Raw genomic sequence first — 26212 nt, 5'->3', positions numbered from 1 at the left:
GAATACTCGGGAGCATGTCGGAGCTTCTCGCGCGCCATCGGGCAGTGATGCCTGCCTGGCTGGCGCTCAACTACACCGAGCCCATCGAGATCGTCAGCGGCAAGGGCAACCGCGTCATCGACGGCGACGGCAAGAGCTATCTCGACTTCTTCGCCGGCATCCTGACCAACATGATCGGGTACGACGTGCCCGAAGTGCGCGAAGCCGTCGAACGCCAGCTCGCCACGGGCGTGGTGCACACCAGCACCGCCTACCTGCTGCGGGGCCAGGTCGAGCTGGCCGAGAAGATCGCGCGGCTCTCCGGCATCCCCGACGCCAAGGTCTTCTTCACCAACTCCGGCACCGAGGCCAACGAGACCGCCCTGCTGCTGGCCACGTACGCGCGCAAGAGCGACCAGGTGTTCGCGATGCGGCAGAGCTACCACGGGCGCAGCTTCGGCGCGATCAGCGTCACCGCCAACCGGGCGTGGAAGAACAACTCGCTCTCCCCGCTCAACGTGCACTTCCTGCACGGCGCCGACCGGCACCTCACCCAGTTCGCGGGCCTGTCGGACGCCGACTACGTCAAGGCGTGCGTCGACGACCTGCGCCACGTGCTGGCCACCTCCGTCTCCAACGACGTGGCCGCGCTGATCGCCGAGCCGATCCAGGGCGTGGGCGGGTTCACGATGGCCCCCGACGGGCTGTTCGCCGCGTACAAGGAGGTGCTCGACGAGCAGGGCATCCTGTTCATCTCGGACGAGGTGCAGACCGGGTGGGGCCGCACCGGCAGCGCGTTCTTCGGCATCCAGAACCACGGCGTCACCCCCGACATGCTCACGTTCGCCAAGGGGCTGGGCAACGGCTTCGCCGTCGGCGGCGTCGTGGCGCGCGGCGACCTGATGGACGCCCCGCACGCGGTGGGCCTGTCGACGTTCGGCGGCAACCCGATCTCCATGGCCGCCGCCAACGCCACCCTCGACTTCGTGCTCGATCACGACCTGCAGGCCAACGCGGCGCGTACCGGCGCCATCATCATCAAGGGGCTCAAGGAGGCGGCCGAGCGGCTGCCCGTGGTCAAGGAGGTGCGGGGCAAGGGCCTGATGTTCGCCGTCGAGCTCGAGAGCCCCGCGCAGGCGTCGCGCTTCATGGAGGAGACCAAGAGGGCGGGCCTGCTGGCGGGCAAGGGCGGTTTGTACGGCAACGCCATCCGCATGGCGCCGCCCCTCACCCTCACGGTGGACGAGGCCGTCGAAGGGCTCGGCATCATCGTCACCGCACTGGAAACCATCAACGCGGAGGCAGCAGCTCAGTGAAGTCGGTCAAGCACTGGATCAACGGGGTGCTCGCGGACGGCGACGACCGTACCGCCGAGCTCTTCGACCCCGCCACCGGCGAGGTCAGCGGGCACGTGGCGCTGGCGTCGGCGGCCGACGTGGACGCGGCCGTGGCGGCCGCCGCGGCCGCGTTCCCCGCCTGGCGGGACGCGTCGCTCATGAAACGGTCGCAGGTGTTGTTCCGCTTCCGTGAGCTCATGTACGCCCACCGCGACGAGCTGGCGGCGCTGATCTCGTCCGAGCACGGCAAGGTGCACTCCGACGCGCTCGGCGAGGTGGCGAGGGGCCTGGAGGTCGTGGAGTTCGCCTGCGGCATCCCGCACCTGCTCAAGGGCGGCTTCTCCGAGGGCGTCTCGACCCGGGTCGACTCCTACTCCATCCGCCAGCCGCTGGGCGTGGTGGCCGGGATCACGCCGTTCAACTTCCCCGCCATGGTGCCGATGTGGATGTACCCGATCGCGATCGCGTGCGGGAACACGTTCGTGCTCAAGCCGTCGGAGAAGGACCCCTCGGCGTCGCTGCTGATGGCCAGGCTCTGGCAGGAGGCGGGGTTGCCCGACGGCGCGTTCAACGTCGTGCAGGGCGACAAGGTGGCCGTGGACCGGCTGCTGGAGCACCCCGGCGTGCGCGGCGTCTCCTTCGTCGGCTCCACCCCGATCGCGCGCTACGTCTACGAGACGGGCACCGCGCACGGCAAGCGGGTGCAGGCGCTCGGCGGCGCCAAGAACCACATGCTCGTGCTCCCCGACGCCGACCTCGACCTGGTGGCCGACTCGGCGGTGTCGGCCGGGTTCGGCTCGGCGGGGGAGCGCTGCATGGCGATCTCGGTCGTGCTGGCGGTCGACCCGGTCGGCGACGAGCTGGTGGAGAAGATCGTCGAACGGGTCGGCCGGCTGGTGATCGGCCCAGGCGACGACCCGAAGTCGCAGATGGGGCCGCTGGTCACCGAGGCGCACCGCGACAAGGTCGCCTCCTACCTCGACCTGGGCGTCGAGGAGGGCGCCAAGCTGGTCGTCGACGGCCGCGAGACGGCGGTGCTCGGCGGCGGCAGGGCCGCTGAGACGCCCGGCTTCTGGCTCGGCCCGACGGTGCTCGACCACGTGCCTCCGGGCTCGCGTACGCACCACGACGAGATCTTCGGCCCGGTGTTGTCGATCGTGCGCGTCGGCTCGTACGAGGAGGGCCTGGAGCTGATCAACGGCGGCGAGTACGGCAACGGCACCGCGATCTTCACCAACGACGGCGGCGCCGCCCGGCGTTTCCAGAACGAGGTCGAGGTCGGCATGGTCGGCATCAACGTGCCCATCCCGGTGCCGATGGCCTTCTACAGCTTCGGCGGCTGGAAGTCGTCGCTGTTCGGCGACACGCACGTGCACGGCACCGAGGGTGTGCACTTCTACACCCGCGGCAAGGTCGTCACGTCCCGCTGGCTCGACCCGTCGCACGGCGGCGTGAACCTGGGCTTCCCCACGAACCGGTAACCCGCGATTCCGGACGGGAGGGATGCGCGTCCCTCCCGTCCCGCTCCCCGGTAAGCTCCCAGCAGACGGACAAGGGGGGACATCGTGGATCGTCGTCGCACTTATGCCCTGGCGATCGCCGCATCGGCGCTGGTCGTCGGCATGGGAGCGGCGAGGCCCACACCGGCGCCGAGCTCCTCGCCGAGCCCCACCGCCAGCCCGACGGCGACACAGAGCGACGGCACGCTGCAGATCCTCACCTACCGGGGTTACGCCGAGTACGGCGGCACCAGCCCCAAGGTCGACTGGACGGGCGCGTTCGAGAAGGAGACCGGCTGCCGGATCGCCAAGCTCGACACCGTGCAGACCTCCGAGGAGATGGCCGAGAAGGTCACCGAGCGGCCCTACGATGTGATCTCCGCCGGGCCGGTGCTGGCGGCCGACCTGATCGCGAAGAAGCAGGTGCAGGCAATCGACCCGGCCAAGGTCGCCGGCTACGACGACATCGACGAGCGCTTCCGCGACATGTCCACCGTGTCGGGCAAGGTCTACGGCGTGCCCTACCTGTGGGGATACCACGAGTTCATCTACGACTCGGGCCGGGTCGAGGGCGGTGACCTCGGGCAGGTGTTCGCCTCCGAGCGGGTCGCGCTCAGGGACACCCCGCTGACGATCGCCGACGCTGCCATGGCCGGCGGCTCCGCGGACGAGCCGTACGAGCTGACCGAGAAGCAGCTCGACGAGACGATGACGATGCTGGAACGCAACAAGGACCGCGTCTACTGGCGTAACCCGATCGACCTGGTCAAGGGGTTCGCCACCGGGTCCCTCGACTACGCCCAGGCCACCCCCTACTACCGGATGTTGCTGCAGAAGGCCGGAAAGCCGATCAAGGCCGTGCACACCCGCGAGACCACCGGATGGGTCGATTCCTGGATGCTCGGCGCGAACGTGCCCGACACCACCTGCGCCTACCGGTGGCTCAACTGGGTGACCGCGCCCGACGCGCAGCGCGACGCCGCCGCGTGGGTGGGGCTGGCGCCGGCCAACGACAAGGCGTGCAAGGGGCGGGCCAGGCAGATGTGCGAGGCGTACGGCGCCGGCGAGGACAAGAAGCTCGACCACATCGCCTTCGCGGTACGGCCGCCCGCTTGCGGGGAATGTACGGACTATGACGCCTGGACCGAACGGTGGCGCGAGCTCGCCGAGTGAGGAGCGCAGGCGCCGGACCTGACGTGATGTGCCGCGGGCGCGCCCCCTCCCCCCGCAGGGCGTGACCTGCAGAGACGCCCTGGGCCTTCCCCCTCTGTCCCGGGGCGTCTCGCTGCCCGGCGAGAGTTCAGCGGGACGGGAAGGCCACGACGGTGGCCGCGGGAGCGGGCAGGAGCGCTTCGGCGCAGTCGCCGCAGGCCAGCACCGGAGCGTCGTCGGGGAGCCGGCCGACCCTCACGCGCGGCCGGGGCCAGCGTTTGTGGCAGACGACGCAGGCGTCGCCGTCACGCTGGGCCCAGGACAGTCCCTCAGGGTCGAACGTCACCATGCTTCGCGCCGCCGTTTTGCTGGAACCCCAGTTCATTACGCTTCCCGCAGCCATCGCCCATCCGTATACCGGAACCGTTATAACCCTGACCGTGGCTGTGATCGTCTAGCAGAGCGTCAAGTCAGGGTGATTTCTCTACCCGGTTGACGGCTGTTACACCAACAAATCGGACATCCAGTCACAAGCCGGATGCCCGATTCGGATGGGTTTGCTCTAAAGTTCGGCGATCGCCTTCTCCAGGATGCCGAGCCCTTCCTCGAGCAGGTGCTCGGGAATGACCAGCGGCGGCAGGAAGCGCAGCACGTTGCCGTACGTGCCCGCCGTGAGCACCAGCAGGCCCTCGGCGTGGCAGCGCCGGACGATCTCCTGGACGGCGGCCGGGTTCGGCTCCTTGGTGCCCGGCTCGACCAGCTCGATGGCGATCATCGCGCCTCGTCCGCGCACGTCGCCGATCACGTCGAAGCGCTCCTGGAGCGACCTGAGCCGGGGCAGCATGATGTCGCCGATGCGGCGGGCCCTGGCGACCAGATCCTCCTCCTCGATGGTCTCCAGGACGCCCAGAGCGGCCTCGCAGGCGAGCGGGTTGCCGCCGTACGTGCCGCCGAGGCCGCCGGCGTGCACCTTGTCCATGATCTCCGCGCGCCCGGTCACGCCCGCCAGCGGCAGGCCGCCCGCGATGCCCTTGGCGGTGGTGATGATGTCGGGCACGATGCCCTCGTCCTCGCAGGCGAACAGCGTGCCGGTGCGCGCGAACCCGGTCTGCACCTCGTCGGCCACGAACAGGATGCCGTTGGCCTTGCAGAACTCCGCGATGCGCGGCAGGAAACCCCTGGCGGGAACGATGAAGCCGCCCTCGCCCGCGATCGGCTCGATCACCACGGCGGCCACGTTGCCCGGGCCGACCTGCTTGGTGATCATGTCGATGGCCTGCTCGGCGGCCTCCTCGGCGCAGTTGTCCGGCCCGGACGGCCAGCGGAACGGGTACGCCAGCGGCACCCGGTAGACCTCAGGCGCGAACGGGCCGAACCCCTCCTTGTACGGCATGTTCTTGGCCGTCAGCGTCATCGTGAGCAGCGTGCGGCCGTGGTAGCCGTGGTCGAAAACCACGACGGCCGGTCTGCCGGTGGCGTGCCGGGCGATCTTGACGGCGTTCTCCACGGCCTCGGCGCCCGAGCTCACCAGCACGGTGCGCTTGTCGTGGTCGCCGGGGGTCAGCTCGTTGAGCTTCTCGCACACCCGCACGTACGACTCGTACGGGGTGACCATGAAACAGGTGTGGGTGAAGTCGGCGACCTGCCGCTGCACGCGTTCGACGACCTTGGGCGCGGCGTTGCCCACGCTGGTCACGGCGATGCCGGAGCCGAAGTCGATCAGCGAGTTCCCGTCGGCGTCCTGGAGCACGCCGCCGCCCGCGCGGGTGACGAAGACCGGCAGCGTCGTGCCGATGCCGGGCGGGACTGCGGCCTGCTTGCGGGCCAGCAACTCCTGCGACTTGGGGCCTGGGATCGCGGTCACGACGCGTCGCTCTTGGGGAATGCTCATGCTCCGACGCTACGGCGGCCTCTCACCTGCGCCGATATGTCGATATGTCAAACTGAAGGAGGTCGTATTCGCCAGAATGGACAAAAGCCGCATGCCGCCTTCACTGCGGACCGTGGTGCGCCGCATGCACCTCCGTCCCCTCGCCGGCACCACCACCCGCCCGAGCTCCGTCCTGGACGTGCCGGTGCGGTGGGTGGCGGTCAGCGAGCTTGCGGACCCGACTCCGTACTTGGAGGGTGGGGAACTGCTGCTCACGACGGGGATGCGGATGGCGGGCGACCTATCCGGATATGTCGCCCGACTGGTCGCTCGCGGCGTGGCCGGCCTCGGCTTCGGCGTCGGGGTCTCGCACGAGGAGGTGCCCGCCGCCCTGGTCGCCGCCGCGGAGGAGCACGGGCTGCCCCTGCTGGAGGTGCCACGCGAGACCCCGTTCATCGCCATCGGCAAGGCCGTCAGCGAACTCCTGGCCGCCGAGCAGTACGAGGAGATCACCCGCGCCTTCGACGCCCAGGGACGGCTCACGCGGGCCGCGCTGCAACCCGAGGGCATGTACGCGGTCATCGACCGGCTCGCCAAGGAGGTCGGCGGCTGGGCCGCGCTGCTGGACGAGTCGGGCGAGGTGCGTCACGCCACGCGCGGCGCCAGGACGGGCGCGGTGACCGCCGAGCTCGGCCGCCTCCGTGGCCCCCGCCACCAGGACCCGTCCGCCACCCTCCAGCCGCCCACCGGGTTTCCCGCCAGCCTGGCTCTGTCGGGGCCGGGTGAACACATCGTGGCGCAGCCGGTGGGCGGCGGGGCGCGGCCGCGCGGGTTCCTCACCGTGGGGGCGGAAGAGGCGTACTCGCCCATCACCCACACGGTGATCAACGCGGCGGCCTCCCTGCTCACGCTGGCCATGGAGCAGGGCAGGTCCCAACTGGAAGCCGAGCGCCGGGTGCACGCCGCGGTGCTGCGGCTGCTGCTGGAGGGTGCCCGGGAGCAGGCTCGTGTGGTGCTGGAGCCGCTCGGCCGCCGGCTGCCCGAGGAGCCGCTGGCGGTGCTCGCGACAGGTCCCGAGGCTCTGGACGTGCTGGAGACGTACGCCTTCGCGGCCCTGCACGACGACACGGACACGTGGGAGGGCGCGCGACAGCCACGCGGGAGCCGCTCCCAGGCCCGGGCGGCACGCACCCGGGCGACGGGGCAGGTGGCCATCGCGCTGGTCGCGGCCGGCACTGTGGACAGCCGGGCGGGAGGTCCGGCGGAGGACGTCGCGATGCGCATGGCGGAGAGGGTGGCCCTGGAGGCGGACGCACCCGTGGGGATCAGCCTGCCGTGCGGTGATGACCCTGCGGCCCTGCGAAGCGCGCTCGACCAGGCGAGACGAGCTCTTGAGGCAGCCGGGTCGAGCGCGGGAAAGGGCGGTGCAACGTCGGGATCCAGGGTGCTCGGCAGCGGCGGTGGGGGTGGTTCGGAGGCTGGGGAAGAGGGCCTGGGGCCGGGGAGGGAAGGGGGGCGGGTGGTGCGGTTCGCGGAGCTGGCCGGGCAGGGCGTGCTCGGCCTGCTCGACCAGGCGGACGCCCAGGCGTTCTCGGCCGCGCTGCTGGCTCCGCTCACCGGCTACGGCTCCCGGGCCGGCCTCGTGGAGTCCCTGCGCGCGTACCTGGAGAACAACGGCCACTGGGACGCGGCGGCGCAGCGGCTCGGCGTGCACCGGCACACGCTGCGCTACCGCATGAAACGTGTGGCCGAGCTGCTCGGCCGCGACCTCGACGATCCGGGCGTCCGCGCCGAGCTGTGGTTCGCGCTCGAAGCGGCCCGCCGCTGAGCGTCGGCGGCGGAGCCCGGCGCGCCGTTGCGTGTCAGAGGCGGAGCCCGGCGCGCCCGTTGAGTGTCGGCGGCGGGGCAGGAGAACCGGTCAGGCCTGCTTGTCGACCTGGTAGCAGCAGATGGTGGCCATGGTGACCGCCTCGAACGTGCGCCCGTCGCGCAGATGTCCGGCGCGCTCCAGGCTGATCGCCCCCTGGGCCGCCGCCCACAGCGCGTCCGCGATCTTGCGGGGCTGGGTCGGGATGAGGTAGCCGGCGGAGATGCAGTCGGCGATCACGCGGTCGAGGATGTTGAGTGCGGCGCGGGCGAGGGTCCTCGCGCGCTCGCTGGGTTCGAAGCCGGGGATCGCCCGCTCGAACATCAGGCTGTAGTAGCCGGGCTCCGACAGGCACGCCTGACGGTAGGCGGGCCCGAGAGCGGTCAGGTGCTCGAACGGGCTGCGCCGCTGCGGCACCGACTCCAGGCAGCGGCGGAAGCGCTCGAACCCCTCCAGATAGAGCGCCTCCGCCAGGCCCTCCCGGTTGCCGAACATCGTGTAGATGACGGTCGTCGTGCACCCCGCCTCCGCGGCGATCCTGCGCATGGTGAGGCTGTCGGGGCCGTCGGTCTCGAGCAGGTTGACGGCCACGTCGAGGAGGTGGGAGCGGAGTTCGTCGTGGCTGGCGCGCTCTCCCTTGAGGTAAGCACCCTGGAGCCCCAGCGGCGCCGAGGTCATGAGACCTCCTCAGCGGCCAAGGAGCTATGTGTCCTTGTGACCTCACGGTGTTCGGTCACGGGGCCCACGCCTTTCTGATCGGGGGCCCACCACGCTGTAGACCCGCATCCGATGACTTAGCCAGAGCGACGATTGCTCAAACCACTCCGCATGGTAAACATCCCGAATTGGGTCTAGTTCCGTTACATCATGGGTATACAACAGAGCTTGTACTTAACGGTGGGGTCCCGCGAGAGTCTTGTGCACCGTGGTGTAATCCCCGAACGTCCGCTTCGCATAACGTCTGAACTATGGACGTGCGTACCTTCTGGCTGGCCGGCCGCCCAGCGACCGGGGACTCCGAGCTCACTGTCACCAACCCCCACGACGGCCGCGAGGTCGGCAGGCATTCCGTGCCCACGGACGCGCAGGTCGAGGAGGCCGTCGCCGCGGCGCACGCGGTCGCGGATCAGGCCGCCGCGCTGCCCGTGCACGTGCGGGCCGAGGCGCTGGCCCACGTCTCGCGGCGCATCGAGGAGCGGGCCGACGAGATCGCCCGCCTGATCACCGCCGAGAACGGCAAGCCGATCTTCTGGGCGCGCGGCGAGGTCACGAGGGCCGTCGCCACGTTCCGCTTCGCCGCCGAGGAGACCCGCCGCTGGTCCGGCGAGGCGCAGCGGCTCGACACCGAGCCGGCCGCGGCCGGGCGCCTGGCGTACGTGTCGCGGGTCCCGTACGGGCCTGTGCTGGCGATCACCCCGTTCAACTTCCCGCTGAACCTCGTCGCGCACAAGGTCGCCCCGGCCATCGCCGTCGGCGCCCCCGTCATCGTCAAGCCCGCGCCCGCCACGCCGCTGTCGTCGCTGCTGCTGGGCGAGATCCTGGCCGAGACCGACCTGCCCGCGGGCATGTTCTCGGTGCTGCCGGTCCCGAACGAGCGCGCCGCCGGCCTGGTGCGGGACGCGAGGCTGCCCGTGGTGTCGTTCACCGGCTCGGCGCCCGTCGGGTACGCCATCGCCGACCAGGTGCCGCGCAAGCACGTCACGCTGGAACTGGGCGGCAACGCGGCGGCCGTCGTGCTGGCCGACGCCGACCTCGACTGGGCGGCGCGGCGCATCGCCCTCTACTCCAACTACCAGGGCGGCCAGAGCTGCATCGCCGTGCAGCGGGTGATCGTCGAGCAGCCGGTCTACGACGCCTTCGTCGAGCGCCTGGTCCCGGCGGTCAAAGGGCTCGTCACCGGCGACCCCGCGGACGAGAAGACCCAGGTGGGCCCGCTCGTCTCCGAGGCCGCCGCCGAGCGCGTGGAGCGGTGGGTCGACGAGGCCGTCGCGGCCGGCGCCGAGGTGCTCGCGGGCGGCGTCCGCGAAGGGACGTCGTACGCCCCGACGGTGCTGGCCGGCGTGCCCCACGACGCCAAGGTGGCCCGCGAGGAGGTCTTCGGGCCCGTCATGATCCTCCAGCCCGCCGCCTCCGCCGACGAGGCCTACGCGATGGTCAACGACTCCGCGTACGGCCTGCAGGCCGGGGTGTTCACGCGGTCGCTGGACGCCGCCTTCCTGGCCAACCGGCAGCTGAAGGTGGGCGGCGTGATCATCGGCGACGTGCCGTCTTACCGGGCCGACCAGATGCCGTACGGCGGGGTCAAGGACTCGGGCGTCGGGCGTGAGGGGCTGCGCTCGGCGATGACGGACTACACGTACGAGAAGGTCATGGTGCTGACCGGGCTGCCACTCTGAGGGCCAGGAAAAGGCGTTGCTCCGCCTGTCGGCACCCTGATAGAGGTGTCCGGTCTACTCATCGGGAGATCTCATGCTGACCGGAGACCGCGTGCACCTGCGCGCCCTCGAACCCGCCGACAGCGAAGCACTGTGGCGGTGGTATCACGATCCGGAGGTGGGGCGGTGGATGGACGCTTCGCCGCCCATCTCCCTCGCCCAGAACATGGAGAAGGGCGCCAACCGGCCGCGCAACACCTTCGAGCAGATGCTGCTGGGCATCGAGACGCTCGACGGCGGGAGGCTGATCGGCTATGTCGCGCTCGGCGACACCGACTTCATCCAGGGCGAGGCCACCCTCCAGAGCATCGCCATCGGTGACCGTGATCACCAGGGAGGCGGCTACGCGACGGACGCGCTGCGCGTGATCTGCAGGTACGCCTTCGAGGAGATGGGCCTGCACCGGGTGACGCTCTGGGTGGTGGCCGACAACACGGCGGCGGTGCGGGCGTACACCAGGGTGGGGTTCGTCGAGGAGGGGCGGCGGCGCGAGTCGTTCCGCACCAAGGGGAAGCGGCACGACTTCCTCATGATGGGGCTGCTGGAGTCGGAGCTGAAGTGAGCCGGCACGCCGGTCAGGCGCGTCCTGCCATGGTGTAGAGGGCCTTGGCGGCGTCGCCGAGGTAGGGGCCGTACATCGTGCGCTGGTCGTCGCTGTACTTGAAGCTGCTCAGCGAGGTGATCGTGCCCCTGCCGGTGGCGGCGTTGAACGTGGTCATCCAGGGGCCGCCGCTGGAGCCCGCGGTCATGGCGCAGCCGAGGCCCTGGTCGCGGGTCTGCTTGTGCGGGTCGTCCCGCAACCGTCCCGCGCAGTAGACCAGGTGCCCGCCGTTGTACGGCGGGTCGGCGGGATAGCCGAAGCCGAACGCCTGGCCGCCGCGTGGCGCGTTGAAGGCGATCTCCTGAGTGCCGACCACGTCGGCCACGTGCCTGCCGCGTGACGTGGCCAGGGCGACCATGCCGACGTCGTAGTTGTCGTCGCCGCCGCGCGCCCACGGGCCGGCGACGAACATGCGGCGGGCGGCGTACTGCCCGAACGGCGCCCGCCCGCCGGACCCGTAGCCCGGGACGAACGTCCAGTTCGCCGCCCACTCGCCGGCGCCGTCCTTGACGCAGTGGCCGGCGGTGACCACGAGGTCCTTGTTGGCGCTCCTGACCGTGCTGGCCGAGCAGACGAAGTCGGCGCCGGCCACGGTCAGGAACACGCGGCCCGTCGTCCTGGCGACGAGGCCGCCGGAAGCCCAGCGGGTGCCGACGGTGCTGGTGCTCGGCGCGGCGGCCGCGTGGTGGCGGCGCACGACGGTGCTCGCCGCGTGGCCGGGAGGGGCCTGACCGGCGGCCTGGCCGGTGAGGGCGGGAAGCGACCGCCCGCCGGGCAGATCGCCCAGCAGGCCCTTGTCGCGCGTGACGAGGCCGAGCAGCCCGATCGGCAGGGCCTTGGCCATGCGCCGCGGCGTCCAGTAGTCGAGCACGCGCTGCTGGTCGGCGGGCGTGCGCGCGGCCACGTGCTCGACTATCCCGCCCAGCCGTGCCACGGAGGCGGTCCCGGAGAGGGACCCGGTGCCGGACCTGCTGATGGACCCGGTGACGGGTGCGGTGACGGGTGCGGTGACGGGGGGCGCGGCCTGCTGCGGTGCCGGGGCCGCGCCGACGAGCGCGGAGCCGATCAGCCCCGCGAGGAGCGGGGCCCCCGCGAGCATGGGGGTGCTCAGGGTCATGCCCCCCGAGTCTGCACCACGAGATGTGTTCTTGTGACTACTTTCGGTGAGTTGCTCAGAGGGCGTTGGTGTTTTGTGCCGTCTGGTAGACGGCCTGAGCCTCATTTCCGAAATATGGGCCGAACATCCAGTTCGGGGCGAAGTTGTATTTGAAGCTGTTGACCGAATTCTGCGTGCCGAGGCCGGTCGACTCGTTGAAGTTCAGCATCCACGGACCGCCGCTCGAACCGCCGGTCATGTTGCAGGTCAGGCCGTGGTCCTTCGACATCGCGAGGTCGTCGAAGGTCCGGCCGCTGCAGTGGATGAGCTTCGAGCCGTCGTACGGCGCCGCCGCCGGGTAGCCGAAGGCGTACATCTGCTGCCGTCTGGGCTGGTTGAAGGCCACGCCCTGGCCGCCCACGACGTCCACCAGCGTCCTGCCCTCCAGCGGCGCGACCACCGCGGCGGCGATGTCGAAGTTGATGTCCTCGCGGGCGTTCCACTGGGGTGTGGTCAGCAGCCGGGTGGCGGCCCAGGTGCCGAAGGGGCGCTTGCCGTTGTCGTAGCCGGGCACGAAGACCCAGTTGGTGTGGAAGGCGCCGTTCATCTTCACGCAGTGGCCGGCGGTCAGCACCACGCTCTTGTTCGCACTGGTCACGGCCGAGCCCGAGCATGAGGCGTTGCGCCCCTGCGTGGTGAAGAAGACCCGGCCCGTGGTCTTCACGACGGAGCCGCCGCGCGTCCAGGGCGTGCCGGACGACCTGGCCGCCTGCAACGTGGCGCCGTTCTTCCGCGCGCCGCTGGGCGGGGCGGTCCACGGGGTGCCTTCGGCGGGCTCCGCCATGGTCTTCTTCGCCCCGGTCTCGGGTCCGGGGGCGTTCAGCGGCTTGGCTGCCTCCATGCGCCGCTCCGTCCAGTACGTCAGGACCTGGCGCCGCTCGGACGCCGAATCCGCCGCCGCCTTCTGCGCGGGCGCGGGCTCCGGCCGCACCCGTACGTGGGCCTGCGCCCCGCTCGCCGGGAGCAGGGCGGCGCTCCCCGCGGCGAGGGCCAGGGCGGAAATCAGAGCAACTTTGCGATGCATTACGTACCTCCCGAAAGTGAACGTGAGCTTCGGAAGGTAGTGGCATCGATATCCCGCTTTCTCAAGATTTGCGCGATCCGATATGACGACATTCCGGCACGAATCTACTGTGTTATCTCGCGTCACATACGTAAGGCACTTTGCGGCTGACCGGGGTCTCGTGCCCGAGTACGCCACGCAGCGGGGACAATGGACGGGTGCATGAACAGACCCTCCGCTCCGTCGTCGTGCTCGGCTCCACCGGCTCGGTCGGCACCCAGGCACTCGACGTCATCGCCGCCGACCCCGGCGGCTTCACGGTTTCAGGGCTGGCGGCGGGGGGCGGCAAAGTCGACCTGCTGGCCAGGCAGGCGGCCGAGTTCGGCGTCGAGGTCGTGGCGGTGGCCGACGCCTCGGCCGTGCCGGCGCTGAAGGAGGCGCTGGCCGCGCACGGCGCGCAGCCCACGGTGCTGGCAGGCCCTGAAGGAGTCGCCGAGGTGGCGGCGTGGCCGTGCGACACCGTGCTCAACGGCATCACCGGCGCGCTCGGCCTGACCTCCACGCTGGTCGCCCTGGAGTCGGGCAGGACGCTCGCGCTGGCCAACAAGGAGTCCCTCATCATCGGCGGTCCCCTGGTCAAACGGCTGGCCAAGCCGGGGCAGATCCTGCCGGTCGACTCCGAGCACTCGGCGCTGCAGCAGTGCCTGTGGGCCTCGGGGCCCGAGGGCTACGACCCCGCCCAGGTCAAGCAGCTCGTGGTCACCGCCAGCGGCGGCCCGTTCCGTGGCATGAAGCGCGCCGAGATGGCCGACGTCACCCCCGAGATGGCACTGGCCCACCCGACCTGGTCGATGGGGCCGGTCATCACGATCAACTCCGCGACCCTGGTCAACAAAGGGCTGGAGGTGATCGAGGCGCACCTGCTCTTCGACCTCGGCTTCGACCGCATCGAGGTCGTGGTGCACCCGCAGTCGATCATCCACTCCATGGTCGAATACGTCGACGGCTCCACCATCGCCCAGGCCAGCCCGCCCGACATGCGGCTGCCCATCGCGCTGGCGCTCGGCCACCCGCACCGCATCCCCGGCGCGGCCCGGCCCATCGACTGGTCCAAGGCGCACACGTGGACGTTCGAGCCGCTCGACGACGAGGCGTTTCCCTCCGTCGCGCTCGCCAGGCACGTCGGCGGCGCTGGCGGCACCGCGCCGGCCGTCTACAACGCCGCCAACGAAGCCTGCCTCGACGCGTTCATGCGCGGCGACCTGCCGTTCCTGGCGATCGTCGACACCGTCGCCCAGGTCGTCGAGGAGCACGACGTCACCCCGGCCGGCTCGGTCGACGAGGTGCTGGCGGCCGACGCCTGGGCCCGTGCCCGTGCGGCCGAACTCACAGCGGGGCAGTCCCGCTGACTACCTAGACTGAAAGCGTCGTCACAGTAAGGGTTGAAATGTCATCTGTAGCTCTCGGCATTCCGGCGGTGCGCCCCAAGCCGCTCGCCGAACGCCGCCACTCCCGCCAGCTCATGGTCGGCAGCGTGCCGGTGGGCGGCGACGCCCCCGTCTCGGTGCAGTCGATGACGACCACGGTGACCGCCGACGTCAACGCCACCCTGCAGCAGATCGCCGAGCTGACGGCCTCCGGCTGCCAGATCGTGCGTGTCGCGGTGCCGTCCCAGGACGACGCCGACGCGCTGCCCGTCATCGCCAGGAAATCGCAGATCCCCGTCATCGCCGACATCCACTTCCAGCCGAAATACGTGTTCGCGGCCATCGAGGCGGGCTGCGCTGCCGTGCGCGTCAACCCGGGCAACATCAAGAAGTTCGACGACAAGGTCGGTGAGATCGCCCGGGCCGCCTCCGAGCACGGCGTGCCGATCAGGATCGGCGTCAACGCCGGCTCCCTCGACCCGCGGCTGCTGCAGAAATACGGCAAGGCCACGCCCGAGGCGCTGGTGGAGTCGGCCCTGTGGGAGTGCTCGCTGTTCGAGGAGCACGGGTTCAGGGACATCAAGATCTCGGTCAAGCACAACGACCCGGTCGTGATGATCAACGCGTACCGCCTGCTGGCCGCCCAGTGCGACTACCCGCTGCACCTGGGCGTCACGGAGGCGGGGCCGGCCTTTCAGGGCACGATCAAGTCCTCCGTCGCCTTCGGCGCGCTGCTGGCCGAGGGCATCGGCGACACGATCAGGGTGTCCCTGTCGGCGCCGCCGGTCGAAGAGGTCAAGGTGGGCGCCCAGATCCTGGAGTCGCTCGGGCTGCGCGAGCGCGGCCTCGAGATCGTGTCCTGCCCGTCGTGCGGGCGGGCCCAGGTCGACGTCTACACGCTGGCCGACCAGGTGCAGGCCGGGCTGGAGGGCATGAAGGTCCCGCTGCGGGTGGCCGTCATGGGCTGCGTCGTCAACGGGCCGGGCGAGGCCCGTGAGGCCGACCTCGGGGTGGCCTCGGGCAACGGCAAGGGCCAGATCTTCGTCAAGGGCGAGGTCATCAAGACCGTGCCCGAGTCGCAGATCGTCGAGACCCTGATCGAGGAGGCCATGCGGCTGGCCGAGGAGATGGGCGTCGAGATCGGTCTCGACGACGACGCCGGCCCTCAGGTCACGGTCGGCTGACCTGCCCTTAGACGTACACGGAGGCCCCGGGTCCGCCATCGGCCCGGGGCCTCCGGCGTCCGCGGGCCGCCCGCCACCGTTCACTCTTTGCAACCGATCCATTACATGATGGCAAGCATTTGCCCATACCCAGCGTCATGGCCTGGTCACGTACGGGAGCATCGCAAGGCCTATGACATGGGAGGGGACCGGGTGAAACGGGTAGTCGGGATTGTCACCGGAACGGCGGTGCTCGTCGCCGTAATCGTCAGCGCGGACGGGGTGGCGGTGGCCAGCGGAGCGAGGGGCGCGCCGGCCGCGCCGTCCGCGGTGGCCTGGGGGCCGTGTCCCCAGGTGTCGGGTAAGCCGGCGCCGGCCGGCCTGGAGTGCGCCACCGTGCGCGTGCCGCTCGACTACCGCGAGCCGCTCGGACATTCGATCAAGGTGGCGATCAACCGGATCAAGGCCAAGACGTCGCGGGACGCCGACCACCTGGGCACGCTCCTGGTGAACCCGGGCGGCCCTGGCGCGTCCGGCCGCAACCTCACTTCGTACGTCGCCAGGAACCTGCCCGGCGACCTGCGCGACCGCTACGACATCGTGGGCTTCGATCCCCGCGGCGTCGGCGCGAGCGAGCCGGCGATGCGCTGCGTCGACCCCGACGCCTACTACAAGGCGCCGCGGCCGGACGCCGTGCCGCGCGGGCGGGCCGAGGAGCGGGTGCTGCTCAGCCGGGCGGCATCGTACGCGAACGCGTGCGGCAACCGCTGGGCCTGGCTGCTGCCGCACCTCACCACCGAGAACTCCGCCAGGGACATGGACGCCATCCGCGCCGCCCTCGGAGAGCAGAAGATCAGTTACTTCGGCTACTCGTACGGCACCTACCTCGGCGCCGTCTACGCCACGCTCTTCCCGCAGCGTGTCAAGCGGCTGGTCCTGGACAGCGTCGTCGACCCCACCGCGGTGTGGTACGAGGCCAACCTCAGGCAGAACGCCGCCTTCGAACGCCGCCACCGCCTCTTCCTCGGCTGGGTCGCCGAGCACAACTCCGTCTACGCGCTCGGCGCCACCACGAAGCAGACGTCGTTCGCCTACTACGCGATGCGTGACAGGCTGCGCGATCGCCCGGCAGGCGGCATCGTGGGGCCGAGCGAGCTCGACGACACGTTCACCATCGCCGGCTACAGCGACAAGCTCTGGCCCGCGTTCGCCGCGGCCTGGTCCGCCTACGTCCGGAAGGGCGAGGTGCAGGGCCTGGTCGACCTCTACGACAAGCACGGCAAGGTCGACGCGGCGGACGAGAACAGCTACGCCGTCTACCTGGGCGTCCAGTGCCGCGACGCCCGCTGGCCGCGCGACTGGGACAGGTGGCGGGCCGACATGACCAGGTCGCACCGCAGCGCGCCGTTCCTGACGTGGCCGAACGCGTGGTACAACGCCCCGTGCGCGTTCTGGCGCGTGCGTGGCGGCGAGCCGGTCAAGGTGCACGGGTCGCCGAAGTTGCCGCCCATCCTCATCCTGCAGTCCCGTGACGACGCCGCGACACCCTACCGGGGGGCGCTGACGGTGCACCGCCTCTTCCCGCGCTCCCGCCTGGTGGTGGAGCAGGGGGGCAACCACGGCGTGTCCCTGGGGGGCAACCAGTGCGTGGACGGGCACCTGGCGGCGTACCTGCGTGACGGCTCGCTGCCGGCGCGGGACGCCGGGTGCCGCGCGCTGCCCGAGCCGAACGCGTCCGCCCGCATGGCCGCGAACCCGCCGGAGCGGCACGATCTGCTGGGCGCTCTCGGGCTGCTGGGGCTGCTCGGCGGAGGATGACGTCAAGAATCGGTTACCGCGGGCATCGCCAGATGAGCTAATCGGTAACCCTTCGCGTAGTCTGACCGTGTGATGCTGCGTACATCGGCGTCGCGCGTGCTCGATGACAGCGACCGGGACGAAGTTCTCGCCATGCTTGACTCCGATCCGGTCGCCAACGTCTTCGTCTCCTCCCGGGTGCGGGCCGTCGGACTCAATCCGGCGAGGCTGGGCGGGCAGATGTGGGGGTTCGGGCCGCGCGGTGGCCTCGTGTCACTCTGTTACGCCGGGGCCAACATGGTGCCGGTCAACGCCGGTCCTGAGGCCGTGCACGCGTTCGCCGACCGCGCCCGCAAGCAGGGGCGCCGGTGTTCGTCCATCGTGGGTCCCGCCGACGCTGTCTCCTTGTTGTGGGAGCGGCTGGAGCCGCACTGGGGCCGGGCCCGCGCGATCCGCTGGGCGCAGCCGGTCATGGCCACCTCGCACAAGGCGCCGGTGCCCGCCGACCCGCTCGTCCGCCGGGTGCGGCCGGAGGAGTTCGACATTCTGCTGCCCGCGTGCGTGGCCATGTTCACCGAAGAGGTCGGGGTGTCGCCGAACATCGGCGACGGCGGCGCCCTCTACCGCACCAGGGTCGCCGAGCTCATCAGGATCGGCCGCTCCTACGCCCGCATCGAGGACGGGCGGGTGGTGTTCAAGGCGGAGATCGGCGCGGTCACGCCGCACGCCTGCCAGATCCAGGGTGTCTGGGTCGCCCCCGAGCTGCGGGGAAGGGGTCACGCCGTGGCGGGCATGGCCGCGACGGTGGAGGCCGCGCTGAGCTGCTTCGCCCCCGTGGTCACGCTCTACGTCAACGACTACAACCGATCGGCGCGCGCGGTCTATCGCAAGGTCGGCTTCCACGAGGTCGACACCTTCATGTCGGTGCTGTTCTAGCGCGCGGGAGCCCGCCCCCGGTCAGAGGCGTACGAGCTTGTCGAAGAGCCTGGCCAGCTCGGTGTCGGGGTCGCTCGTCAGCCCCGCGTGCACCGGCCCGGCCTGCACGATCGTGCTGCGCGGGGCCGTCAGCCAGCGGAACCTGCCGCCGAGCGACTCGCCCTCCAGCGGACCGGCCTCCTCGCCGCAGGCCAGCTCGTACGCGCTCAGCGCCCGGCGTACGCCGTCGAGGTCGGCGCCGGGATCGACGGCCCTCAGCCGGCCGGCGTCGAGCTCGACCCGCGCGCACAGGTAGGCGCGCGGCTGGCAGTAGAGCAGCACGCCCGCGTTGATCAGCTCGCCCCGCTCGACCCTGGGCACGACGCGGATCACCGCGTATTCGTAGACGTCCCTGGTCACCGGCCGCCTCCCCGCCAGAACTCGCCGACGGACCCCGGCCCCTGCCTGGGCGCCCTCTGCTCGGTGGACACCAGCCAGTCGTGCGGCTCGCGGGCCCGCCGGAGCAGGTGATCGGCATAGGCCTCGCGGACGGCGCCGGCCGAGCCGAACCCGGGCTCGCCGTCGAGCCACTCGCCGGGCACCAGCGCCGTCACGGCCTCCAGCAGCCCAGGGGTGATCCTCGCGGCCAGCTCGGTGCCCGCCGCCGCCACGTCGCCGGCGAACGGCGCGAGCACGTGGTCGCCGGCGTCGAACGGCCGCCGCGGGTCGGCCGTCTTCCAGTTGTGGTGGAACCAGAGCGCCGCGCCGTGGTCGATCAGCCAGGTGTCGCCGTGCCAGACCAGCAGGTTGGGGTTGCGCCAGCTCCGGTCGATGTTGTGGATGAGGCCGTCGAACCACACCACCCTCGACGCGAACACCGGATCGGCCGACCAGGCCAGCGGGTCGAACCCGAGCGCGCCCGGCAGGAAGTCGACCGCCAGGTTGAGGCCGGTGCTGGCCTTGAGGAGGTCCTGCACCTCCTCGTCCGGCTCTCTGACGCCGAGCTGGGGGTCGAGGTCGATGAGCTTGAGCTCGGGTGTCCGCAGGCCCAGCCGGCGGCCCAGCTCGGCCGCGATGATCTCGGCGACGAGCACCCGCCGGCCCTGGCCCGCCTCACGGAACTTCACGACGTAGGTGCCCAGGTCGTCGGCCTCGACGACGCCCGGCAGCGACCCGCCCTCGCGCAGCGGGGTCACGTAGCGCGTGGCCGCGATCCTTTCCAGCACGTGACGAGGTTATCGCCCTCTCCCGCCACCCCGGGCCGGGCGGCCTGGCGGGCGGGTCAGAGCTTGGCGATGACCTCCTCGGCGAAGCGCTCCATGGTGGCGATCTTGAGCTCCAGGGTGTCCTCGCCGTACCGGGCCTTCTCCTCCGGAGTGGCCAGCCACCAGGGCGCGGCCAGCGTTCCCGTCACGCCCTTGGCGGCGAAGCGCCGGTACGTGCCGGCGTCCGGCAGCACCGCGAGCGGCGCGATGATGTCGAACGGCTGCCCGCTCCTGCCGTTGGCGTCGAGGTGCCGGCGGAGCGTGTCGAGCACGGGGTCGAGCTGCTCCTCGGTGTAGATGCGGTTGCCGATCCAGCCGTCGCCCAGCCGGGCCGCCCGGCGCAGGGCGGCCTCGCTGTCACCGCCCACATGGACGGGGATGCGCCCGGCGGGGACCGGGGAGATCGACAGGGCGGGCAGGCCGTCAAGGGTGACCGTCTCGCCCGCCCACAACGAGCGCAGCACGGGCAGCATCGCGTCCAGTCGCCGCCCCCGCGTGTGGAAGTCCTGGCCGGTCGCGACGAACTCCTCCTTGCACCAGCCCACCCCCACCCCGAACGTCACCCGATCCCGCGACAACACCGCCGCCGTGGACACCTGCTTGGCCACGGTGAACAGGTCGCGGACCGGGGCGACGTAGACGTTGGGGGCGAACCGCAGCGACGTGGTCACCGCCGCCATGGCCCCGATCGTCACCCACACGTCCGGCCAGTGCGTCCGCGCGTTCCAGCGCGGCCGCCCCGACTTCGAGTACGGGTACGGCGTCCCGAAATAATCGGCGTAGAAGAGATGGTCGGAGAGCGTCAGCGTGTCGAAGCCGCACCGTTCGGCGGCCCGTGCCAGCTCCACGAACTGGTCCGTGTCGGAGAACGAGGCCCCCAGCCACATCTTCATCGGAACTCCGGGGCGACCTTGGTGGCGAACATCTCCAGGTTGCGCTTGACCGTGTCGAGCGGCAGCACGCCCTGCTGGCCCTGCATGTAGAGGCCGAACCACTCCAGGTCGGGCATCCGGTCGAGCATGCGCTGGATGCCGCGCTTGACGTCGTCCGGGGTGCCGAAGAGCGCCATCTCCACGTCGTTCATGCGCTTGGCGTCGCCCTTCTCCGGGGAGATGGGCTGGTGTTTCTCGTCCTCCTTCTTCCGCAGCACCTCGAGGTAGCCGAACGGGCCGAAGAAGGCGGCGAAGTCCTTCGGGATGCCGCGGCCGAAGGTGTTGATGGCCTCCTCGGTGGTGTCGGCGATGCCGACGATCTTGAGGATGCCGGTGTGCTCGCCCAGCTTGTAGTGGCGACCCTGCTTGGCGGACTCCTCCTGGTAGAGCCTGGCCTTCTGGGCGTGGTCGTCGGGGTTGGGGGTGAACATCCACGGCATGATGTCCTCCTGGGCGGCCCTGATGACCGACCGGTCGGAGATCGTGAACGGCTGCCACAGCTCGGGGTGCGGGTTCTGGTACGGCCTGGGGCAGACGGAGACGGCCCGCACCGTGCCGTCGTCGGCGAGCTCGCCGGGCGCGCCGAACGTCCTGGTCCACTCCTGTGCCGGCCAGCCCTCGATGCCCTCGTACGGAAAGGGCACCTGGTAGTCCAGCACGTCGGACTTGTAGCGCAACGTTTCCTGGGTCCACGCCAGCTTCATGATCTTCAGCACCTCGCCGAAGACGTCGAAGTTGCGGGTGTCGGAGGCCGAGCCGTCGGAGCGGGCAGCGGCGGCGTGCCAGCGCTGGCCCAGCACGTTCATCCAGCGGTTCTGGTAGCCGCGGGCGACGCCGAGGCGCAGCCGTCCCTTGCAGAACTGGTCGAGCAGCGCCACGTCCTCGGCGGCTCTGATCGGATCCCAGGCGGGCAGGACCAGGCCGAGCGGCGCCAGCAGGATGCGCTCGGTCCTGGCGGCCAGGTCGGTGAGGAACATGAGCGGGTTGACCGAGAACTCCATGCCCTCCGAATGGAAATGGTGCTCGGTCATCATCAGCGCGTCGAACCCGACCTGGTCGGCGTGGACGGCTATCTCCCGCACCTCGTGCAGCAACCTCTGGTACGACTCCGTGTCACGCCCGATGGGCCGCCTGGCCTTGGCGTTCTCCTCGGCCGCGTAGCCAGAGCCGGGAATCTGCGGATTCAGGAAGATAGAGAACTTCACCGTTGGGCCTCTCTCCGCGGATGGTCTTCTGCAAGGTACTCTGGAAATCTTAACCGAGCAATCGCTTGGTCATGATGGGAGGTCCCCATGAGGCTCGGGGTCACGATGTTCGCGACGGACCTGGCCATGCCGGTCCACGACCTCGCCAGAGCGGCGGAGGAACGCGGCTTCTCCTCGCTCTACCTGCCCGAGCACACCCACATCCCGGTCTCGCGCCGCACCCCACCCGCGGGCGGGCAGCGGGAACTGCCCGAGGAGTACAAGCGCACCCTCGACCCCCTCGTCGCCCTCTCCTTCGCCGCCGCCGCGACCGAGCGGCTGTGCCTGGGCACCGGCATCCTGCTCGCCGCTCAACGCGACCCCATCGTGACCGCCAAGGCCGTCGCCACCCTCGACCACCTCTCCGGCGGGCGCGTGGTGGTCGGCGTCGGGTTCGGCTGGAACGTCGAGGAGATCGAGAACCACGGAGTCCCGTACGGCCGCCGCCGCGAGGTCGCCAGGCGCAACGTGCTGGCGATGCGGGCCCTGTGGCGCGACGAGGTGGCCGCGTTCGACGGGTTCGAGCCGTCCTGGTCCTGGCCCAAGCCGGTGCGGGTCCCGCCTGTGTACGTGGGCGGCGCCGCCGGGCCGAAGGTGTTCGCGCACGTCGCCGAGTACGCCGACGGCTGGATGCCGATCGGCGGCCACGGGATCAGGGCGGCGCTGCCCGCGCTGCGCGAAGCGTGCGAAAAGGCCGGGCGGCCGATGGCCCAAGTGATACCGTTCGGGACACGGCCGACGAAGGAGAAGCTCGACTACTTCGCCGGTCTCGGCATCGAGGAAGCCGTGGCCACGCTGCCGAGCGGGCCCGCGGACGAGGTGCTGCGCTTTCTTGATCAGTACGCGGCCCTTCACTGACGACGGGCATAATGGCGGTATATGTCCGAGCTTCGTGCCGATGATCCGCTGCGACTTGGGCCGTACCGGCTGACACGCAGGCTCGGCCAGGGCGGCCAGGGCGTCGTGTACCTCGGCGAGTCCCCGCAAGGCGCCAAAGTCGCGGTCAAGCTCCTGCGCGCCAGCCTGTCGAGCGACCCCGACGTGCGGCGCAGGTTCCTCGGCGAGGTCGAGGCCGTGCGCCGGGTGGCGGCCTTCTGCACGGCCCAGCTGATCGAGGCCGACCTCGAAGGCGACCGGCCCTACCTCGTCAGCGAATACGTCGAAGGCCCCTCGCTGCGCGAGCACATCGTCGCGGAGGGGCCCCGCCAGGGCGGCTCGCTCGACCGCCTGGCCATCGGCACCGCCACCGCCCTCGGCGCCATCCACCGCGCCGGCGTCGTGCACCGCGACTTCAAGCCGGGCAACGTGCTGCTCGGGCTCGACGGGCCGCGCGTGATCGACTTCGGCGTGTCCAGGCTCGTGAACACCGAGGCGACCACCGGCCACATCCCCGTGGGCACCCCGGCCTACATGGCGCCCGAGCGCATCCACGGAGAGCCCGCCGGGCCGTCCGCCGACCTGTGGGCGTGGGGGCTGACCGTCGCGTACACCGCCAGCGGCCGGCACGCGTTCACGGCGGAGACGCACCGGGAGGTGCTGGCCAGGATCCTGTACGGCAAGCCGGACCTGGGACCGCTGCGCGGGCCGCTGCGCGAGATCGTGCAGGCGTGCCTGGCACCCGAGCCCGGCGACCGGCCGAGCGCCGAGGAGGTGCTGCTGCGGCTCCTGGGGCAGCAGGCGGCCGGCGAGCAGGACGTGCTGACGTCCGGCGCCATGGCCGCCGTCGGCGCCGCCGAGCGGGACGAGATCGTGATCACCGACCCTGACCCGACGACGAGCTTCCCCGTCGTACGCGTCCGCGAGACGGCCGCCACCTCCGCGCACCGGCACGCCGGCACCCCCTCCGGTGCGGCCGGGCCGGAAAGGACCGGAAGCACGTCGGAAGGCGCGGGCCGGGAGGCCGGCGGAAGCACGGCTGGCGAGGGCGCGGACGGTGACGGGCGGCTCCCCGGAACGCGGCCGGCGCGGGAGCGGGTGCGGCCCTGGCAGGTCGTCGTGGCGGTGGCCGGGCTCGCCATGGGGGTGGCCGGGTTCGTGTTCTGGCTGCGCGGCGCCCAGGGCCCCGGCCTCGAAGGCACGTGGACCGGGTCGGCCGAGCACTTCACCGCCGAGCGCGTCTTCCCCATCGAACTGCACGTGCACCCCGACGGCGGCGGCGCCATGCGATGGGGAGCGGATCTGCACTGTTCCGGACAGATCGGGCAGACCGGCACCCAGCTGGTGTTCACTCTCGATCAGGTCGAGGGCGAGGAGTGTTATCCGGGGACGCTGAGGATGCTCCCGACCGCCGACACTAACCAGATGGCCATCAAGGTCACCCGCCACGGTGAGGACCAGGTTACGTATTCGGGCAAGGTCGCCCGTACCTCCTGACCTGCTGTATCACGGTCAGGCAGCGATTGGCCTGCGCACGGTTGACTGCGGGCGGCCCGTTGCCTTCAGTAGGTAGCAGGCGGCGAGGGGAGGGTGCCCGTGCCAACGGCGCAGCCGCTCAGGACGGGGGACCCGCAGCGGCTCGGGGAGTACACGCTCTCCGGGCGCCTGGGCGAGGGTGGTCAGGGTGCGGTGTTCCTCGGCACGAGGGGCGGGGAAAGATACGCGGTCAAGCTGCTGCATGGGCCGGTCGGCGACGAGCGGGGGGCGTTCCTGCGGGAAGTCGAGCTGGCCAAGCACGTGGCGCGGTTCTGCACGGCGCAGGTGATCGACGCGGGGTTCGACGAGGGCCGGCCCTACATCGTGAGCGAATACGTCGAAGGGCCCTCGCTGCAGCGGGAGGTCGCGCTCACCGGGCCGCGGCGGGGCGGCGCACTGGAGCGGCTCGCGGTTGGCACCGCGACCGCGCTCGCGGCGATCCACCGGGCCGGGATCGTGCACCGCGACTTCAAGCCCCAGAACGTGCTGCTCGGCCCCGACGGGCCGCGCGTGATCGACTTCGGCCTGGCCAAGGCGCTGGACGCGGCGGCCACGGTGAGCGGCAGAGGCGTGGGGACGCCCGCGTACATGGCGCCCGAGCAGATCACCGCGTCGGCGGTCACCGGGGCGGCGGACGTGTTCTCGTGGGGTGCGACGATGTGTTTCGCGGCCAACGCGAGCGCGCCGTTCGGGCAGGACTCCGTCGCGCCGGTGCTGCACCGCATCCTGACCGCGGCGCCCGAACTCGGGCTGCTGGACGGCCGGCTGCGCACGCTGGTGGAGTCGTGCCTGGACAAGGACGCCCGCAACCGGCCCACCAGCAGGGACCTGCTGCTCGCGCTCCTGGGTGACGCGGGCGACGTGCCGGACGGTGTGCTGAGCTCGCCACCCGCCCCCATCCTGCGGGCCACGCCGCCGCTGATCCCCGAGCCGCGGCCCCCGATGGCCGAGCCGGAGGAGACGGGGGCGTCCTGCGGTTACGTGCTGCCCGAGTCGCGGGAGCCGGCGGGGTCCGGGTCCGCTCTTGGAGAGCCCGGCAGGGAGCGGGGCACGTCCGGAGGTCACGCCTCGGTGGATTCCCCCGCAGGCGTGGGCGGCGGGTCGGGGGCCACCGGGTGGGGGCGGGTGGGGCGCCCGCCTGAGACGTCGGGGCCCCACCCCGGCACGCAGCTGACGCAGCCCCCGGAACGGGGCTGGCCGAGGGCGGCCATCGCCGTCTGCGCGGCGCTCACGGTGACCGCCGCCGTGCTGCTCACGGTGCTCATCCCCACGTTCGACGAGCAACGGGGCGCGCAGGCGGGACCGCGGCTGCCGGACCCGTACCCGCCCGTGATCACCCAGTCGCCGATCGGCGAGTCCATCCCGATCAGGACCAGGAAGGAGACGCAGGAGCAGCGCGAGCCCACCGCGAAGCCACCCCCGGCGACCCGCCCGGTCACCGTGCCGGTGCCCTCCCTGGTCGGGATGAGCAAGGGCGCGGCGACCAAGGTGCTCAAGAAGGCCGGGCTGGCACTGGGCGCGGTCACCGAGGCCGACTCGCCGGAGAAGATCGGCCAGGTGCTCGGCAGCGAGCCCGCCTCCGGCGCGGAGGCGGCCAAGGGCAGCAAGGTCGCGCTCCAGGTGTCGAAGGGGGTGGCGGTGCCCGCGGTCACGGGCAAGCCGCGCCAGGCCGCCGAGAACGCCCTGACCGGCGCGGGCCTCGAGGTCGGCACGATCAGCCACACCTGCTCCGACCAGCCCGGCGGCCGGGTGCTCGGCAGCGACCCCGAAGCGGGCAGCCGCGTCGCCGGCGGCACCTCGGTGAACCTCACCCTGTCCCGCCACGGCACGGCCGTGCCGCCTGTCGTCGGCCGGGACAGGGCGGACGGGCGGGCGGCGCTGGAGGCCGCCGGCCTCAGGGTGCGGCAGCGCGGGCAGGTGGTGGAGGACGAGTCGCGGGCGGGCACGATCCTGCGCCAGAGTCTCCAGGCGGGCAGCTGCGCCAAGCCGGGAGCCACGGTCCTGATCGTCGTCGGCGTGGCCGGCCAGTCAGGCCCTCCGGACCCCGGCGGCGAGCAGCCTTCGCCGACCCCGAGCGGCCAGATCCCCGGCGAGTGACCGCTCGGGCGCCTCGCACGGACCCACGCGTGCCGCGCCGTTCCCGGGGCAGGTGCAGCTC

22 protein-coding genes are annotated in these 26212 nt (G+C 71.2%); 13 read left to right on the top strand and 9 right to left on the bottom strand.

Going from position 1 to position 26212, the window contains the following annotated elements; translation table 11 throughout:
* The first annotated feature begins 14 nt into the window (after window positions 1-14).
* From ABGA98_RS23130 to ABGA98_RS23120, 3 genes are all read left to right on the top strand, one after another.
* Window positions 15-1295 (top strand): aspartate aminotransferase family protein, encoded by a 1281-nt coding sequence (locus ABGA98_RS23130; protein ID WP_347620448.1) that lies wholly within the window; start codon window positions 15-17, stop codon window positions 1293-1295.
* Window positions 1292-2797: a CoA-acylating methylmalonate-semialdehyde dehydrogenase gene (locus ABGA98_RS23125; RefSeq protein ID WP_347620447.1), complete on the top strand. Its 1506-nt coding sequence runs from the start codon at window positions 1292-1294 to the stop codon at window positions 2795-2797. The genes ABGA98_RS23130 and ABGA98_RS23125 overlap by 4 nt, the downstream gene beginning before the upstream one ends.
* An 84-nt stretch (window positions 2798-2881) precedes the next feature.
* Window positions 2882-3988: an extracellular solute-binding protein gene (locus tag ABGA98_RS23120; RefSeq protein ID WP_347620446.1), complete on the top strand. Its 1107-nt coding sequence runs from the start codon at window positions 2882-2884 to the stop codon at window positions 3986-3988.
* Window positions 3989-4115: 127 nt separating this feature from the next.
* On the opposite strand, the gene ABGA98_RS23115 is transcribed toward ABGA98_RS23120, so the two are convergent.
* Both ABGA98_RS23115 and gabT read right to left on the bottom strand, forming a co-directional pair.
* Window positions 4116-4316, bottom strand: coding sequence for a hypothetical protein (locus ABGA98_RS23115; protein WP_347620445.1), 201 nt, complete (start codon window positions 4314-4316; stop codon window positions 4116-4118).
* A gap of 213 nt (window positions 4317-4529) precedes the next feature.
* The gene (gene gabT / locus ABGA98_RS23110; RefSeq protein ID WP_347620444.1) at window positions 4530-5858 is read right to left on the bottom strand and encodes a 4-aminobutyrate--2-oxoglutarate transaminase; all 1329 of its coding nucleotides are present in this window, start codon (window positions 5856-5858) and stop codon (window positions 4530-4532) included.
* A gap of 124 nt (window positions 5859-5982) precedes the next feature.
* Between gabT and ABGA98_RS23105 the strand changes: the two genes are divergently transcribed.
* Window positions 5983-7665, top strand: coding sequence for a PucR family transcriptional regulator (locus ABGA98_RS23105; RefSeq protein WP_347620443.1), 1683 nt, complete (start codon window positions 5983-5985; stop codon window positions 7663-7665).
* Between the two features lie 90 nt (window positions 7666-7755).
* On the opposite strand, the gene ABGA98_RS23100 is transcribed toward ABGA98_RS23105, so the two are convergent.
* Window positions 7756-8382 carry a TetR/AcrR family transcriptional regulator gene (locus ABGA98_RS23100; protein ID WP_347620442.1) on the bottom strand — a complete coding sequence of 209 codons (627 nt, stop codon included), beginning with the start codon at window positions 8380-8382 and terminating at the stop codon, window positions 7756-7758.
* A 290-nt stretch (window positions 8383-8672) separates the two neighbouring features.
* On the opposite strand from ABGA98_RS23100, the gene ABGA98_RS23095 reads away from it, so the two are divergent.
* The gene (locus ABGA98_RS23095) at window positions 8673-10100 is read left to right on the top strand and encodes an aldehyde dehydrogenase family protein (protein WP_347620441.1); all 1428 of its coding nucleotides are present in this window, start codon (window positions 8673-8675) and stop codon (window positions 10098-10100) included.
* Between the two features lie 73 nt (window positions 10101-10173).
* A complete protein-coding gene (locus ABGA98_RS23090) occupies window positions 10174-10701 on the top strand; it encodes a GNAT family protein (protein ID WP_347620440.1) in 528 nt (175 codons plus the stop codon).
* A 13-nt stretch (window positions 10702-10714) separates the two neighbouring features.
* On the opposite strand, the gene ABGA98_RS23085 is transcribed toward ABGA98_RS23090, so the two are convergent.
* Window positions 10715-11857, bottom strand: a complete 1143-nt coding sequence (locus tag ABGA98_RS23085; protein ID WP_347620439.1) for a trypsin-like serine protease — start codon at window positions 11855-11857, stop codon at window positions 10715-10717.
* A 55-nt stretch (window positions 11858-11912) separates the two neighbouring features.
* Entirely contained in the window at window positions 11913-12920 is a 1008-nt protein-coding gene (locus ABGA98_RS23080; protein WP_347620438.1) for a peptidase, read from the bottom strand.
* A 197-nt stretch (window positions 12921-13117) separates the two neighbouring features.
* Between ABGA98_RS23080 and dxr the strand changes: the two genes are divergently transcribed.
* The 4 genes from dxr to ABGA98_RS23060 all read left to right on the top strand — a co-directional run bounded on the left by dxr (window position 13118) and on the right by ABGA98_RS23060 (window position 18222).
* Entirely contained in the window at window positions 13118-14308 is a 1191-nt protein-coding gene (dxr, locus tag ABGA98_RS23075; protein WP_347620437.1) for a 1-deoxy-D-xylulose-5-phosphate reductoisomerase, read from the top strand.
* A gap of 38 nt (window positions 14309-14346) precedes the next feature.
* Window positions 14347-15510 (top strand): flavodoxin-dependent (E)-4-hydroxy-3-methylbut-2-enyl-diphosphate synthase, encoded by a 1164-nt coding sequence (gene ispG / locus ABGA98_RS23070; protein WP_347620436.1) that lies wholly within the window; start codon window positions 14347-14349, stop codon window positions 15508-15510.
* A gap of 228 nt (window positions 15511-15738) precedes the next feature.
* Entirely contained in the window at window positions 15739-17307 is a 1569-nt protein-coding gene (locus tag ABGA98_RS23065) for an alpha/beta hydrolase (protein ID WP_347620435.1), read from the top strand.
* Window positions 17308-17379: 72 nt separating this feature from the next.
* Window positions 17380-18222 (top strand): GNAT family N-acetyltransferase, encoded by an 843-nt coding sequence (locus ABGA98_RS23060; protein WP_347620472.1) that lies wholly within the window; start codon window positions 17380-17382, stop codon window positions 18220-18222.
* 21 nt (window positions 18223-18243) lie between these two features.
* On the opposite strand, the gene ABGA98_RS23055 is transcribed toward ABGA98_RS23060, so the two are convergent.
* From ABGA98_RS23055 to ABGA98_RS23040, 4 genes are read right to left on the bottom strand one after another with little or no spacing between them, the layout of a single operon-like run.
* The gene (locus ABGA98_RS23055; protein WP_347620434.1) at window positions 18244-18621 is read right to left on the bottom strand and encodes a DUF3037 domain-containing protein; all 378 of its coding nucleotides are present in this window, start codon (window positions 18619-18621) and stop codon (window positions 18244-18246) included.
* Complete coding sequence (locus tag ABGA98_RS23050) at window positions 18618-19427, bottom strand: HipA family kinase (RefSeq protein ID WP_347620433.1); 810 nt, start codon at window positions 19425-19427, stop codon at window positions 18618-18620. Before ABGA98_RS23050 ends, ABGA98_RS23055 begins: the two co-directional genes overlap by 4 nt.
* A 56-nt stretch (window positions 19428-19483) precedes the next feature.
* Window positions 19484-20359: a TIGR03619 family F420-dependent LLM class oxidoreductase gene (locus tag ABGA98_RS23045; RefSeq protein ID WP_347620432.1), complete on the bottom strand. Its 876-nt coding sequence runs from the start codon at window positions 20357-20359 to the stop codon at window positions 19484-19486.
* Window positions 20356-21603 (bottom strand): LLM class flavin-dependent oxidoreductase, encoded by a 1248-nt coding sequence (locus tag ABGA98_RS23040; RefSeq protein ID WP_347620431.1) that lies wholly within the window; start codon window positions 21601-21603, stop codon window positions 20356-20358. The genes ABGA98_RS23045 and ABGA98_RS23040 overlap by 4 nt, the downstream gene beginning before the upstream one ends.
* A gap of 87 nt (window positions 21604-21690) precedes the next feature.
* Here ABGA98_RS23040 and ABGA98_RS23035 point away from each other — a divergent pair, with 87 nt between their 5' ends.
* The 3 genes from ABGA98_RS23035 to ABGA98_RS23025 all read left to right on the top strand — a co-directional run bounded on the left by ABGA98_RS23035 (window position 21691) and on the right by ABGA98_RS23025 (window position 26151).
* Window positions 21691-22500 carry a TIGR03619 family F420-dependent LLM class oxidoreductase gene (locus ABGA98_RS23035; RefSeq protein WP_347620430.1) on the top strand — a complete coding sequence of 270 codons (810 nt, stop codon included), beginning with the start codon at window positions 21691-21693 and terminating at the stop codon, window positions 22498-22500.
* Between the two features lie 21 nt (window positions 22501-22521).
* Window positions 22522-24015 carry a serine/threonine-protein kinase gene (locus ABGA98_RS23030; RefSeq protein ID WP_347620429.1) on the top strand — a complete coding sequence of 498 codons (1494 nt, stop codon included), beginning with the start codon at window positions 22522-22524 and terminating at the stop codon, window positions 24013-24015.
* Between the two features lie 99 nt (window positions 24016-24114).
* Complete coding sequence (locus ABGA98_RS23025) at window positions 24115-26151, top strand: PASTA domain-containing protein (RefSeq protein WP_347620428.1); 2037 nt, start codon at window positions 24115-24117, stop codon at window positions 26149-26151.
* Window positions 26152-26212: the final 61 nt, after the last annotated feature.

Origin of the sequence: Nonomuraea sp. B1E8, from assembly GCF_039871515.1 — a bacterium.
Taxonomy (GTDB): Bacteria; Actinomycetota; Actinomycetes; order Streptosporangiales; family Streptosporangiaceae; genus Nonomuraea.
This window is presented reverse-complemented; position numbering and strand designations above follow the sequence as displayed.

Excerpts from the sequence above, each read along its gene's own strand:
- ABGA98_RS23045 (WP_347620432.1), bottom strand. The coding sequence starts at position 20,359 with ATGAAGATGTGGCTGGGGGCCTCGTTCTCCGACACGGACCAGTTCGTG.
- ispG (WP_347620436.1), top strand. The coding sequence starts at position 14,347 with ATGTCATCTGTAGCTCTCGGCATTCCGGCGGTGCGCCCCAAGCCGCTC.
- ABGA98_RS23085 (WP_347620439.1), bottom strand. The coding sequence starts at position 11,857 with ATGACCCTGAGCACCCCCATGCTCGCGGGGGCCCCGCTCCTCGCGGGG.
- ABGA98_RS23060 (WP_347620472.1), top strand. The coding sequence starts at position 17,380 with ATGCTGCGTACATCGGCGTCGCGCGTGCTCGATGACAGCGACCGGGAC.
- ABGA98_RS23030 (WP_347620429.1), top strand. The coding sequence starts at position 22,522 with ATGTCCGAGCTTCGTGCCGATGATCCGCTGCGACTTGGGCCGTACCGG.
- ABGA98_RS23095 (WP_347620441.1), top strand. The coding sequence starts at position 8,673 with ATGGACGTGCGTACCTTCTGGCTGGCCGGCCGCCCAGCGACCGGGGAC.
- ABGA98_RS23035 (WP_347620430.1), top strand. The coding sequence starts at position 21,691 with ATGAGGCTCGGGGTCACGATGTTCGCGACGGACCTGGCCATGCCGGTC.
- ABGA98_RS23115 (WP_347620445.1), bottom strand. The coding sequence starts at position 4,316 with ATGGTGACGTTCGACCCTGAGGGACTGTCCTGGGCCCAGCGTGACGGC.
- ABGA98_RS23105 (WP_347620443.1), top strand. The coding sequence starts at position 5,983 with ATGCACCTCCGTCCCCTCGCCGGCACCACCACCCGCCCGAGCTCCGTC.
- ABGA98_RS23090 (WP_347620440.1), top strand. The coding sequence starts at position 10,174 with ATGCTGACCGGAGACCGCGTGCACCTGCGCGCCCTCGAACCCGCCGAC.
- ABGA98_RS23130 (WP_347620448.1), top strand. The coding sequence starts at position 15 with ATGTCGGAGCTTCTCGCGCGCCATCGGGCAGTGATGCCTGCCTGGCTG.
- gabT (WP_347620444.1), bottom strand. The coding sequence starts at position 5,858 with ATGAGCATTCCCCAAGAGCGACGCGTCGTGACCGCGATCCCAGGCCCC.
- ABGA98_RS23100 (WP_347620442.1), bottom strand. The coding sequence starts at position 8,382 with ATGACCTCGGCGCCGCTGGGGCTCCAGGGTGCTTACCTCAAGGGAGAG.
- ABGA98_RS23080 (WP_347620438.1), bottom strand. The coding sequence starts at position 12,920 with ATGCATCGCAAAGTTGCTCTGATTTCCGCCCTGGCCCTCGCCGCGGGG.